Source organism: Kerstersia gyiorum (genome assembly GCF_048595715.1).
In the GTDB taxonomy this organism is placed as follows: Bacteria; Pseudomonadota; Gammaproteobacteria; order Burkholderiales; family Burkholderiaceae_B; genus Kerstersia; species Kerstersia gyiorum.
In genome coordinates this window covers 311,263-324,227 of sequence record NZ_CP169556.1, presented here as the reverse complement: position 1 = coordinate 324,227, position 12,965 = coordinate 311,263, and the positions used below count along the sequence as shown (strand labels likewise).

Here is a 12,965-nt window from a genome sequence, read left to right as displayed (position 1 = left end):
GCCGGCTGGCTCGGGGCGGGCATCCGACGGCTCAGCCGCCAGTCGCCCGCCTCTTGTCAAGATTCCTTAAAAAGCACCGTGCTTCTTGAAATCCTGGATCGCAGCAGCCAGTTCGGCCTCGCCTTCCTTGGACAGTTCCTTGGTGTTTTCGATGGCTTCGATCAGGCTGGCGTTCTTGCTCTTCAGGGTATCCTTCAAGCCCTTCTCGAACGACAGAACCTTCTCGACGGCCACGTCATCCAGGTAACCGTTGTTGACGGTGAACAGCGTCACAGCCAGTTCCCAGACCTGCAGCGGCTGGTACTGGGGCTGCTTGAGCAGTTCCACCACGCGCTTGCCGCGCTCCAGCTGGCGACGGGTTGCGTCGTCGAGGTCGGAGGCGAACTGGGCGAAGGCGGCCAATTCACGGTACTGGGCCAAGTCGGTACGAATACCGCCGGACAGCTTCTTGACGACCTTGGTCTGGGCAGCGCCACCCACGCGCGACACCGAGATACCGGCGTTGATGGCGGGACGGATACCAGCGTTGAACAGGTCGGTTTCCAGGAAGATCTGGCCGTCGGTGATCGAGATCACGTTGGTCGGCACGAAAGCGGACACGTCGCCAGCTTGCGTTTCGATGATAGGCAGTGCGGTCAGCGAACCGGTCTTGCCCTTCACTTCGCCGTTGGTGAACTTCTCGACGTACTCTTCGCTGACGCGAGCAGCACGTTCCAGCAGGCGGGAGTGCAGGTAGAACACGTCGCCGGGGTAAGCTTCACGGCCGGGAGGACGGCGCAGCAGCAGCGAGACCTGGCGATAGGCCCAGGCTTGCTTGGTCAGGTCATCATAAATGATGAGCGCGTCTTCGCCACGATCGCGGAAGTATTCGCCCATGGTGCAGCCCGAGTACGCAGCCAGGTATTGCATGGCGGCGGAATCGGAGGCAGCGGCGGCCACGATAATGGTGTATTCCAGCGCGCCGTGCTCTTCGAGCTTGCGCACCACGTTGTTGATCGTCGAAGCCTTCTGACCAATGGCGACGTACACGCAGGTAACGTTCTTGCCCTTCTGGTTGATGATGGCATCAACGGCAACAGCGGTCTTGCCGGTCTGACGGTCACCGATGATCAGCTCGCGCTGGCCACGGCCGATAGGCACCATGGAGTCAATGGCCTTGACACCGGTTTGCAGCGGCTGCGACACCGACTTGCGCCAGATCACGCCGGGCGCGACCTTCTCGATGACGTCGGTCAGCTTGGCGTCGATCGGGCCCTTGCCGTCGATAGGCACACCCAGCGCGTTGACCACACGGCCACGCAGCTCGGGGCCGACGGGGACTTCGAGAATGCGGCCGGTCGCCTTGACAGGGTCGCCTTCGGAAACGCCGATGTAGTCGCCCAGCACCACGGCGCCGACGGAGTCGCGCTCGAGGTTCAGTGCCAGACCATAGACGTTGTTGGGAAATTCGAGCATTTCGCCCTGCATCACGCCGGACAGGCCGTGGATACGGGTGATGCCGTCGGTCACGGACACAACCGTGCCCTGCGTACGGATATCAGTCGAAACGCCCAGGCCTTCGATACGGCTCTTGAGCAGTTCGCTGATCTCGGACGGATTGAGTTGCATGTTCAGACTCCTGGAATCCAGTGTGCCGGCGATCAGGCCGCCAGCGTATTGCGCATTTGGGCCAGACGTGCCAGGACGGAATCGTCCAGCACCTGATCGCCTACTGCGACGCGCACTCCGCCGATCAGCGAGGCATCGACGGTGACATTGGGTTTAAGCTTCAGGCCGAAGCGTTTCTCGAGCGCGGCCACCAGACCGGCCAGTTCCTCGCCTTCGAGCGGGAACGCGCTGGTGATATCGGCAACGGCAGCGCCTTCGCTACGGTTCTTCAGTTCAATGAACTGCCGTGCGATCTCGGGCAACAGCAACAAACGGCCGTTTTCCACGAGCAAGGTAATGAAATTGCGGGCGCTGGGCGACAGTTCGGCCTGCGTCAACTGGATAAACAGCTCAATGCTCTGTTCGTCGTTCAGACGCGGATCGGAGAAGGCTTCGCGGACATCGGGCAAGGCCACGACCTGCGCCCACTGGGACAGCAGTTCGGACCAGCTTTCAGAACCCGCCGATTCCTTGTCCTTGCTCGCAGCTTCGTACAAAGCCTCTGCATACGGGCGGGCTACAGTCGAAATTTCAGCCATGGCAGTCCCGGATTAAAGCTGAGCTTTGAGTTGGTTCAGCAGATCGGCATGCGCCTTGGCGTCGATCTCGCGCTTCAGGATCTGCTCGGCGCCCTTGACGGCCAGGGCCGCCACGTCATTGCGCAGTGCTTCACGCACACGCTGGGCTTCCTGCAATGCGTCCTGGCGAGCTTGCTCGACGATACGAGCGCGCTCGGCTTCGGCGTCCTTGCGGGCCTGTTCCAGCAGAACCGTGCTTTGCTTTTCCACTTCGGCCAGACGCGTCTGGACTTCCGTCTTGGCATTGGCTTCGATCAGGCCGATACGGGCCTGCGCTTGAGCCAGGTCGGCCTTGCCTTTATCAGCAGCAGCCAAACCGTCTGCGATTTTCTGACGGCGTTCCTCGATCGCCTTCGTGAGGGGCGGCCAGATGAATTTCATCGAGACCCAGCCCAAAACGAAGAACACGAGCATCTGGAAGAAGATTGTCGCGTTCAGATTCACGTTCGTGTTCCTTTTACACCTTGTGCGACTCTGCTATCCGCCTGAACGCAGGAACAGAGCCAGGAATTCCTGCCGACAGGGCACACGGTCGATTGACAACCGCATGCCCGGCGCCGGCATCATGAACCGCCGGCCGCGCCGGCGGAAACAACGGTGCTTCTTAGACGAAAGGATTCGCGAAAGCGAACAGCATGGCGATACCCACGCCGATCAGGAAGGCGGCGTCGATCAGACCGGCCAGCAGGAACATCTTGGTTTGCAGGGCGTTCATCAGCTCAGGCTGACGGGCCGAGGCTTCGAGATACTTGCCGCCCATGATACCGATACCGATGCAGGCGCCGATGGCCCCCAAACCGATGATGAACGCGCAAGCGAGGGCAACGAAAGCAACGTTGGTCATGACACACAACTCCTTGGTTAAAAATCTGAAATCGAAAAAAGGAAAGAAATACCGGGTACTACCAATACATCCGACTCTGGCGCACCCGGCAATGCCGGGTGGCCCTAACCGATCAGTGACCTTCGTGGGCCTGACCGATGTAAACCAGCGTCAGCATCATGAAGATGAAGGCCTGCAGCAGCACGATCAGGATGTGGAAGATCGCCCAGATCGAACCCGCCAGCACATGGCCAATACCCAGGCCAATACTGGTGGCGTTCAATCCGGTCCAGGCACCGCCCAGCAGGGCGATCAACATGAAGACGAGTTCACCGGCGAACATGTTGCCGAACAACCGCATCCCCAGGGACACCGACTTGGCGGCGTACTCGACCAGGTTGAGCAGGAAATTGGCAGGAGCCAGCAGCACGGCAGCGAAGCCATGGGCATGGAAAGGCGCGCTGAACAGTTCCTTGACGAAACCGCCGGGGTGCTTGATCTTGATGCCGTAGTAGAGCATCAGCAGCAGCACGCCCATGGACATGCCCATCGGGATGTTCAGGTCGGCGGTCGGCAGGATGCGGTGATAGTACAGGGGATCGCCATGCTCGGCGCCCAGGCCGGTCCAGCGCATGATGGCGGGAACCAGATCAACGGGGATCAGGTCCAACGCATTCATGAAGACAATCCACAGGAAGACGGTCAGTGCGAGCGGCACCACGAACAGGCGGGACTTGACGTTCGGCACAATGCTGCGCGCCTGCTCGTCCACCATTTCCACCAGCATTTCAACGAAAGCCTGGAAGCGGCCCGGCACGCCCGACGTCGCGCGGCGTGCGGCACGCCACAGGAAGAACACGGCCAGCAGGCCCATCAGCACCGACCAGAAGATCGAGTCATAGTTGATGACGTCGAACTGGGCGATCAGCGACTGTTTTTCGCCGATATTGTTGTTGTGCACCAGGTGGTGCTGGATGTAATAGGACTGAGGCGACACATCGCTGGCAGCAGCCATTTGATTCCCTACCCTGTTCTTTTGAGCCACCGGCACGAAGCCGACACACATTCATTCTTGCGGGGACGCATTATCGCGAACGACTATGACAGCTTGCGCCGTCCCCACCGCGTACTGCGAAAGAGCATCCATAGCAATGGACCCTTGAGCGCGCAGATCAACCCTGCCAGCAATGCCGGCCAGACCAATCCATCACCACCCTCGGACGCCGCCCACCAAAGCAGAGCAATGGCAGCCAGCAATTTGAACGCTTGCCCAAGGATGAACACCACCGGGCTGGACTGGCCAGACACGGAAATGGTCATCATGAGACGCAGAATGAAAATCGCACTAGGTAGCAAATAGGCGCCAGCCCCGATCAAGGCAGACACGCCGGCACCCGCCCCGGCAATCAGCCAGGACAAGACCACCGCCAGGCTTCCCATCAGAACCTGTGCAACCAAAGCCCCGGCCAGTTCCTTCCTGGCCCGAAGCGCTACTTCCGTTCGCTCGGTGGCTGTCAGCATCAGACGCGGTTCTGTTCCCTGCCCCTGCATGCCTTGCCCCCTTGTTTCTGCGAACTACCCCGCAAGCGTCAAACCCGAAAATTATAACTTGAAAAATTTTAACCGGGCAATCCAAAATTGCGGCACCGCAATATGGGGATGGCCGGAGCGGTTTCAAGGTGTGCGGTAACAGCTCGACATAAGGGCACTCCGTGCATGCAGACGGGTTCCAGAGCCCGCCCCATGGCGCTGCCGCTGGATCAGTGAGCATAAAAAAAATAGCACCCAGAAATAGAACTGGTTATTATTCTCAATGATCATTAAGAAATAAAAATATTAGATTCGATCGAAAAATCTGGATTTTTTACATCCCGACATAACGCGAACAAGCAGCCGTCCAACAAGCATGCAACATAAACACACGGACCACCTCTCTCACCATGCCACATCCAGGCTCGGCTTAGGACTTGTGGCAGCGCTCTTTTCATGTCTCGTCCTCAGCCAACAACTACCTGACCCATCCCAAGAACTTCAACGACAGGAAGAACGTCAGCGCGAACGCCAACGTCAACTTGAACAGACGCCGACAGTTCGCCTAGAGACGCCGATCGCCACGCCATCAGACTATGACGCTCTGCTTCCTCATGATGAAACGCCTTGTTTTCCCATCTCAACCATTCTCCTTCAAGGAGATACAGATCACACATTCACTGCGCTTCCCTCACACAGCGGCATCACACCGTCTGGCCTGAGTGACCCTGCAATGGGGCGCTGCCTGGGCACCGAAGGCATACGCCTCGTCGTCTCCCGCATGCAACATGCACTCGTCGAACAAGGCTTCATCACCACTCATTTATTCTTGAAATCACAGGACTTAACAAACTCAGTATTAATTATCGACATCATTCCTGGACGTATTCACAATATTATTCTTTCATCAGACAGCTATCGTCCAATCAGCCTCTGGTCTGCAATGCCGGCCCGCCCGGGAGACCTGCTGAACCTGCGCGATATCGAGCAAGGCCTGGAAAACCTGCGCCGCCTGCCCAGCGTTGACGCCAATATCGCTATCGCTGCCGCCCAGGATACCAACGCCGATGGCTACAGTGACTTAATTGTCGCCTACGCCCAGGAGCGGCCCATTCGGCTTAGTGTCAGCCTGGACGACGGCGGTAGCAATGCAACAGGAAAATACCAAGGCAGTCTCACCCTGGCGTACGACAACTGGTGGTCACTAGGCGATCTTTTGCACATTAACTTAGGCCATGATCTGGGCGGCGGGGACCTTGGTGCCAAAAGTAGCCGAAACCTGAACACCCACTACTCCTTCCCCTGGCGTAATTGGCTGGCTTCATTCAATTACAGCCGCAATGATTATCGGCAAAACATCTCCGGCGCCAACCAGAATTATCTCTACCAGGGCAACAGCCGACAAACACAAATACAGCTCAGTCGGATGATATGGCGCAATGCCAGACACCGAGTCAGCCTACACGCCAAGGCTTTCCAGCGACGCTCCAGCAACTACATCGACGACACAGAAATCAAAGTGCAACGCCGGCGCACTGGCGGCTGGGAGCTTGGCATCAACCATCGGGCATTCCTCGGCAATGCAACCACCGATGTCACACTTTCTTTTCGACGTGGCACTGGCGCCTTTGGTGCCATTCCAGCACCCGAACAAAATTTTGGTGAAGGCACCGCACGCTTCAAGATCATCAACGCTGATGCCACTTTGCATCTGCCATGGCGTTGGGGCAATCAACTCTTCCAATACAGCGCCACCTGGCGCGCACAATGGAATCGCACCCCGCTGGCACCCAATGAAAGGTTTTCAATCGGTGGACGCTACAGCGTGCGCGGCTTCGATGGTGAGTACAGCCTGATGGCCGACCGCGGCTGGCTGCTGCGCAATGAACTCGCCATATCGCTGGGCGCCGGCCTACACCAAGCCTACGGCGGCCTGGACTTCGGTGCTGTCAGCGGTCCATCCAGCGAATGGCTATCCGGCCGCCACCTAGCCGGCGCAGTTTTAGGGCTGCGCGGTAACCAAAGCGGCCTGCTTTACGACCTCTTCGTCGGCGTCCCTCTGCACAAACCTCCACACATGCAAACGGCAAATGTCACTGCCGGTTTCAGTCTCGACTACCCATTCTGAACCTCTTCTGCATTTCGAACCGCTATGAACAAGAACCTTCATCGTCTCGTCTTCAACGTAGCCCGCGGCATACTTGTAGCAGTACAGGAAACGGCCCGCAGTAACTCGCAACACCAAGGCACATGCCACGCACGCCTCCTCAAACCTGTGCAGGAGAGCCAGGGATGGGCAACAACATCTCACGCCGCCCCGCATGTGCGATTACCAACGCGGCTCTCGGCCTCGTTGCTGGCCTGGGCATTGATACCCGCAGCATATGCACAGATCGTCGCCGACCCGACTGCGCCCGGCAACCAGCGCCCGACAATTCTTCAGACCAGTGACGGCAAGCCGCTGGTCAATATCCAGACGCCCAGCGAGGCTGGCGTTAGCCGCAACACATACCAACAGTTCGATGTCCAAGCCAACGGCGCGATCCTCAACAACCAGCGCGGCAGCAACCCTTGGCTAGCCAAGGGAGAAGCCAAGGTCATCCTGAATGAAGTCCGCTCCAGTAACCCCAGCTACTTGGGAGGACAACTGGCGGTACAAGGCGGTCGAGCCGAAGTCATTATTGCCAACCCATCGGGCATCAACATTGACGGCGCCAGTTTCAGCAACGCCAGTCGCGCCACATTGACCACCGGCACTCCCGTCATGGAGAACGGTCAGTTGACTGGCCTGAAAGTGGAACGCGGAACAGTCAGCGTCAGCAGCAAAGGCATAAATACGAGTGGCGTCAGCTATACGGATGTACTGGCTCGGGCGGTCAAAATATCCGGCAAAATGCAAGCAAGTGCCAACGACACGCTCAGCATTACCACAGGTACACAGACCATCGGCTATACGGATGGCTTGCTGGAAACCAACACCGGCACAGGCGCCAAACCAACTGTCGCCATTGACACGGCAGCACTGGGTGGGATGTATGCGGGACGTATCCTGCTACTAGCAACCGAGGACGGCGCAGGTGTGCGCAATGCTGGCACCTTGCAATCCAACGTCGGCAGCGGCCAGTTGGTCGTCACCGCCGAGGGAAAACTGGAAAACTCGGGCGTGATGGATGCAGCCGTCACCAGCATTGCCACACTGTCAGGAGACCTGAACAACACAGGAAAACTACAAGGCAGACAGCTTCTCATCGCCAAGGCCGGCAATGACATGCACCTATCCGGCAGCGGGCTGGCTCAAACCACAGCAACGCCGGCCAATGTAGTGCTGCACGCGGAGCGAGACCTTAACCTACAGAACAATGCACTTATTAAAAGCCTGGGCAGCACCAGCACCAATGGCGTCACCCAACGCGGACAGATTGCGCTCAGCGCTGGGCGCACGCTCACGTTGGAGACGGGCAGCCATGTGGAGGCCAATGGCAAGGTACAACTGAATAGCGATGGTTTGATGTCTCTGTCGACGACTACGCTATCAAGCCAAGCTGAAGATGTTGTGGCCATTAGCGCTGAAGGTATAAATGCCCGCAATTTACACGCGACAGGTCAAACAGTACACCTGGAAACCGGCGCCCCGTTCCGTGAAACGGACGCAAATATCCTTATGTGCAACTTCCACATTCAAGGAGCCAAACAAGCGACTCTCATTGCAAGCGGCAACCTGGTTTTCGTAAATGAACTAAACCACAAACATGCTGACCTCGAGAGCACGCAAGGCAATGTACATTTACAGGCAGGAAAAACCCTATTCATCTCACCCCATATCTCCATGCGTGCCATGCAAGATATGTCATTAATTAGTGAAGAAAAGCTATTCATCGACGGCTGGAAAGTTTTTCACAATTACCACCCCAACATATCCCGAACAACGAAACTTGAGGCTAACGGAAACCTTTCACTATCAGGAGGTCAGATTCAACTCACTGGTGATATACAGCTCGCCGCGCAAAAAGACCTATCCATTGAGGCGCTTCAACAAGAGGGAATCACACTTCAAGCACAGCACGCTTATCATGAAACAGCTGCGATCAAACTTAATGCCGAAAAGACATTAAATATTTCAGCCTATGAAGGGACAATCACGGCAGAAGGCCTACACGCAACAGCCGGGAACGCAAGCTTAGTCAGCCGGAAAGGTACTACAGTGAAAGCCCTCACGGCACAAAATCCGCAATCCGAGCCTATGATAGCTAGCACGCTTGAATCTAGAGGCAATTTAATCGTAGGCAGCACGGAGGGAAACGTCCAAATACAAGCTTCTAGCCTGCTCGCGGAGGGACACACCAAAATTGTTGCCCAAGGTGCTATAGAAACCGAAACACTTTATGACACCTATATCGTACCCACGCCATTCAAAGTTCCTGTAGGCCCGCTACAAGCAAGAATTAGCGCAAGTGACATCACGTTGCAAGCGGGCACAAACGTATCCATCAAAGGCAGCTATTTCAACGCCAGAACAGGTGACCTAAGCATTATCGCTGAAAATGGATCTGCTACGCTGCAAGACAGCGCTGATCTCAATAGCCGGCTCTATGCAGGAAAAAATCTAGCTCTACACTCAAAACAAGCTGCCAGCCTAAACTCCGTTAGCATTTCAAGCAGCGGCGGCCTGGGGATAACAAGTGCCGAAAGTACTATCACATCATTAGGAAACTATCTTTCGGCAGGTGACATACTCAGCTTTTCGTCTAAACGCAGCCAAAACCACGCTAACGGTACATATGCTGGCGGCGCTCTTTCCGTTTACAACGAAACTGGCCCATTAAAAATCGACAATAGCAACCTAAAAACATCAACAGCCAAGAGCACAAACATCAAGCCCTTCAGCGGCCAATTAAGCCTAGAGTCCGGCGGCACAATTACCATCGACACCAGCCCGAACAGCGGCACAGCCAGCAAATTTTCCGCACAGACTGACTTAACAATATTAGCAGGCACTGGCGACATCACTCTAGTTCCAGAAGGCACTAGCCTATTCGGCACTGGCCTGCACCTGCATGCCTCGCAACTGTCGGCCGGTCGGGATCTTAACATTGCAACCCGTGAGGGTGCACTGACTCTCTTAGGTATTCCTGGAACTCAGGGCAACACTAACGCTAAAACAGTTTCGCTCAATGCTCAAGGCAACTTGACCCTAGGAGGCGCAACAGTCAATATCCAGGGCGCCAATCTAAAAAGCAATGCCAATTTAAGCATTACATCTTACACTGGAAGCCTGCTGATCGATGGAATAAAGAATAATTTCAGCAACTACGTACCTGCTCAACGCATCCTCCAGCTCCAACAATTACAAGATGAAGTACAACAACAGCTGAACAAAATATGGCATGACCCTGAATATATTTACTGGGACACCAAAGCCATAGAACTTGAACCCATTTACTACGACAAATGTGCCAGATCCAGAAGAACCAATTATTGCACCTCCATTGCAGACCAATGGGATGAGGCACTAGCTCGTTTAGCACCATACGACAAAACAGCCCGAGTAATAGAATCAAAGAAATTTGAAATTATAGATTACATAAATACAATTTCGAAGCCTGCAAAAGGATACGAAAACCTCGGCACATCCATACAAGGACGAAACATCAATCTCACCTCCGCCAGCGGAATTGCGATATTTGGATCAGACATATTATCCAGTGGAAAAATAGAAATTCAATCCACAGGAGCCTTGCCTCAGGATAAGTCTGCTCCCACTAACGAACAAAAAAAACCGATTGGTATCCACATCAGCGGCCTCTCTGATCTCTATCAGTATGGTGACCCAAATACTGAATATCATGCCTGGGCTCTATTTAGCACACCCGCCCGAATCCAGGGAGCATCGGACACCACCATTCAAGCCGTCGGAACAAACGCCCAATCTAGTTTAGTCATTAATGATTCAGAAATCACGTCCTCACTCGGAAAAGTCTTACTTCAATCTCGTGGCGACCTACGACTGGAAGCAGGACAAGAAGAATTCTACAGCTACAGCTCTCGCAGCTATAAAACAGGAAAATGGTATAAAAAAAAGAAGGTAACTAAAACGGAGACAAATCAAGACACAACCGCATCACCAACAGTTATCAAAGGGCAAGATATTTCCATTAAATCTGGCGAAAGCGTTGTCGCCGAAGCAACCGTCTTTGATGCGTCGCAAAATAATATACACATCACTGCAGCCAATGCACTAAATCTCTATGCAGTCCCGGAAATAACCTACAGCCAGGTCAATTCACAAAAAAAATCCTCCCTATTGGGAATAAGCACTGGAAAAAACAAAAGCACTACCACCAGAGAAATTGCGTCTCAACTTCCTACGCACCTCATCGCCTCCTCTTCTCAAACAAACTCAGGATGGGATACCTTACTGCAAGGCACCCTCTTCGATACACTCCAAGGTGCGTCAATCAATGTTGGCGTTGGTGCCAATGCTCGTGCTGATGCACGTATTATCATGGAAGGCATCAAACGCCGCGTTACAGAGACACGTACCAAAGAAGGCAACTACGTTGTCTGGCAACGCACTCTCAACGCCGGCAGCATCACCGAAACCCTGGCCATGCCGAAGTTCACCGGGCCGGTTTCGCCTGTGTTTAATGGCACGGTTTTGGCAGACATTCCTGACGGCGATTTCAAGACCGAACTAACCAAACTGGCCAGACAGCCTGGCTACGAATACCTGGATGTCCTGGCACAGCGCAACGACGTCAACTGGCAGCCGGTACAACTGGCGTTCGAACAATGGCATGAATCACAGGAAGGCCTGACGCCTGCGGGTGCAGCGTTGCTGGCTGTGGTTGTGACAGCTGCAACCCACGGCACTGGTGCATCGCTGCTGGGATCTGCTGGCAGCAAGACCGTCATCGTCAATGGCGTGGCGACCACCAGCTTCACGACAGCGGGCCTGATGGCCAACGCCGCCATCACCAGCCTGGCCGCACAGGCCAGCATTACCTTGGTCAACAACCAGGGCGATATTGGTAAGACTCTCAAAGACCTGAGCAATAGCGACACCGCCCGTGCAGCACTCGCCGCTGCGATTACCGCCGGAGCCATGGCAAATGTCGCGGGGCTGGACGGAATGCAAGGGCTAGCCAATGGCTCCACCACCACAGAACGACTGGCTTTCAATCTCATCAACGCAAGCGGTCGGGCGTTAACCTATGCCGCGATCAATGGTGACGAACTCACCGAAGCGATCAAAAAAGGCTTGATTGGCGGACTGATCGACACCGCTCATGGAGAAATTGCTCGCAGCTATATTAAAGATCTGCGCGACAGCACAATCACCAACCAGGTTCTGCATAAGGTCGCACATGCCATGGCAGGCTGCACCGCCGGCTCCATCGCCGGGGGAAGTTGCCGCGACGGCGCCATTGGCGCTGCGGTTGCTGAAATTGTTGCGGAGTTCTTTATCGAGGATGTGCCTTCGCTTTCCGCCTCAACGGAGGAGTGGACCGCCTTTGATAATAAGGTCAAGGCCTACGGTAAATTTGTTGCTGGCAGCATTGCAGCCTACATTGGCGGCGATGCCCAGACTGCCATCACTACTGCTGAAACCGCTTATGACAATAATGGCAGGCTGGCCATGCGTACTCGAGCGGCTCAGCAACAAATCAGCCCACAACAGTATTATTTGAACCTACGTGGTCAAGACTTGGCAACTGCCATCATTGCCCGTGGAGGAAGAGTGCCGGATCGGATGACCAATCCGAACTCCCCTGTGCAATTCACCCAGAATGAAGTGACTGCCTATGAAAACCTGCTCAGAACCCTGGATCCGCATAGCCCACTCATTGCACGCCTGCCAAGCAACATGTCGTCTCCAATTCCGGACGCCTATGTCAATTGGAATTTAGCAGTAAATATGAACAACATTTCCACCGGCAGAAATACCAATGCCTTTGGTTTCAATCGAGATGGAACTGCATTCTTCAGGGTGCTACTTCAACGACAACCCGAAATGTTTAGCGAACACAACCAACGAAATATTAACAACGGTCTTGCACCAATCATTGATCAACAATGGATTCGCTACAACTCAACCCACCAGAATTTTGAGGGGCAAACCCTGACCCACCATCATTGGATGCAGGGAAATATAGCTATCCCTCTCCCCCAATCCATTCACCGAAAATGGTATCAAATCCTGCATCCATACAAATAATTTTCCAACTATGAAAATAAACGTCTTTCTAGCCTATTTACCATGGCTTCGCCTACCCAAAATTCTATCTATAAAGAGTAACGACACCGCAATTCACGAAAAACATGAGATCAGCCGAACCACTCCTATTGAAAGACCAACGCCTTATCCCCTTGACAATGCACCCGAAGAG

Annotated in this window: 8 protein-coding genes; 2 read left to right on the top strand and 6 right to left on the bottom strand. The window is 54.7% G+C overall.

What is annotated here, in order from left to right; all coding sequences use genetic code 11:
* Nucleotides 1–66: 66 nt before the first annotated feature.
* From atpA to ACEW7X_RS01375, 6 genes are all read right to left on the bottom strand, one after another.
* A complete protein-coding gene (gene atpA, locus ACEW7X_RS01400; RefSeq protein ID WP_068371382.1) occupies nucleotides 67–1,608 on the bottom strand; it encodes a F0F1 ATP synthase subunit alpha in 1,542 nt (513 codons plus the stop codon).
* A gap of 32 nt (nucleotides 1,609–1,640) precedes the next feature.
* Nucleotides 1,641–2,186: a F0F1 ATP synthase subunit delta gene (locus ACEW7X_RS01395; protein WP_068371385.1), complete on the bottom strand. Its 546-nt coding sequence runs from the start codon at nucleotides 2,184–2,186 to the stop codon at nucleotides 1,641–1,643.
* Between the two features lie 12 nt (nucleotides 2,187–2,198).
* Nucleotides 2,199–2,669 carry a F0F1 ATP synthase subunit B gene (locus ACEW7X_RS01390; RefSeq protein WP_130487603.1) on the bottom strand — a complete coding sequence of 157 codons (471 nt, stop codon included), beginning with the start codon at nucleotides 2,667–2,669 and terminating at the stop codon, nucleotides 2,199–2,201.
* A gap of 160 nt (nucleotides 2,670–2,829) precedes the next feature.
* Nucleotides 2,830–3,069: a F0F1 ATP synthase subunit C gene (gene atpE / locus ACEW7X_RS01385; protein ID WP_068371391.1), complete on the bottom strand. Its 240-nt coding sequence runs from the start codon at nucleotides 3,067–3,069 to the stop codon at nucleotides 2,830–2,832.
* A 112-nt stretch (nucleotides 3,070–3,181) separates the two neighbouring features.
* Nucleotides 3,182–4,063, bottom strand: coding sequence for a F0F1 ATP synthase subunit A (gene atpB / locus ACEW7X_RS01380; protein WP_068371394.1), 882 nt, complete (start codon nucleotides 4,061–4,063; stop codon nucleotides 3,182–3,184).
* Nucleotides 4,064–4,146: 83 nt separating this feature from the next.
* Entirely contained in the window at nucleotides 4,147–4,569 is a 423-nt protein-coding gene (locus tag ACEW7X_RS01375; protein ID WP_165390061.1) for an ATP synthase subunit I, read from the bottom strand.
* A gap of 385 nt (nucleotides 4,570–4,954) precedes the next feature.
* Between ACEW7X_RS01375 and ACEW7X_RS01370 the strand changes: the two genes are divergently transcribed.
* Nucleotides 4,955–6,706, top strand: a complete 1,752-nt coding sequence (locus ACEW7X_RS01370) for a ShlB/FhaC/HecB family hemolysin secretion/activation protein (RefSeq protein WP_130487604.1) — start codon at nucleotides 4,955–4,957, stop codon at nucleotides 6,704–6,706.
* A gap of 24 nt (nucleotides 6,707–6,730) precedes the next feature.
* Nucleotides 6,731–12,793 (top strand): DUF637 domain-containing protein, encoded by a 6,063-nt coding sequence (locus ACEW7X_RS01365; protein ID WP_420177515.1) that lies wholly within the window; start codon nucleotides 6,731–6,733, stop codon nucleotides 12,791–12,793.
* Nucleotides 12,794–12,965 lie beyond the last annotated feature (172 nt).

What these genes read in the sequence shown, in the direction of transcription:
- atpE (WP_068371391.1), bottom strand. Translation starts at nt 3,069, where the DNA reads ATGACCAACGTTGCTTTCGTTGCCCTCGCTTGCGCGTTCATCATCGGT.
- ACEW7X_RS01365 (WP_420177515.1), top strand. Translation starts at nt 6,731, where the DNA reads ATGAACAAGAACCTTCATCGTCTCGTCTTCAACGTAGCCCGCGGCATA.
- ACEW7X_RS01395 (WP_068371385.1), bottom strand. Translation starts at nt 2,186, where the DNA reads ATGGCTGAAATTTCGACTGTAGCCCGCCCGTATGCAGAGGCTTTGTAC.
- ACEW7X_RS01375 (WP_165390061.1), bottom strand. Translation starts at nt 4,569, where the DNA reads ATGCTGACAGCCACCGAGCGAACGGAAGTAGCGCTTCGGGCCAGGAAG.
- atpB (WP_068371394.1), bottom strand. Translation starts at nt 4,063, where the DNA reads ATGGCTGCTGCCAGCGATGTGTCGCCTCAGTCCTATTACATCCAGCAC.
- ACEW7X_RS01370 (WP_130487604.1), top strand. Translation starts at nt 4,955, where the DNA reads ATGCAACATAAACACACGGACCACCTCTCTCACCATGCCACATCCAGG.
- atpA (WP_068371382.1), bottom strand. Translation starts at nt 1,608, where the DNA reads ATGCAACTCAATCCGTCCGAGATCAGCGAACTGCTCAAGAGCCGTATC.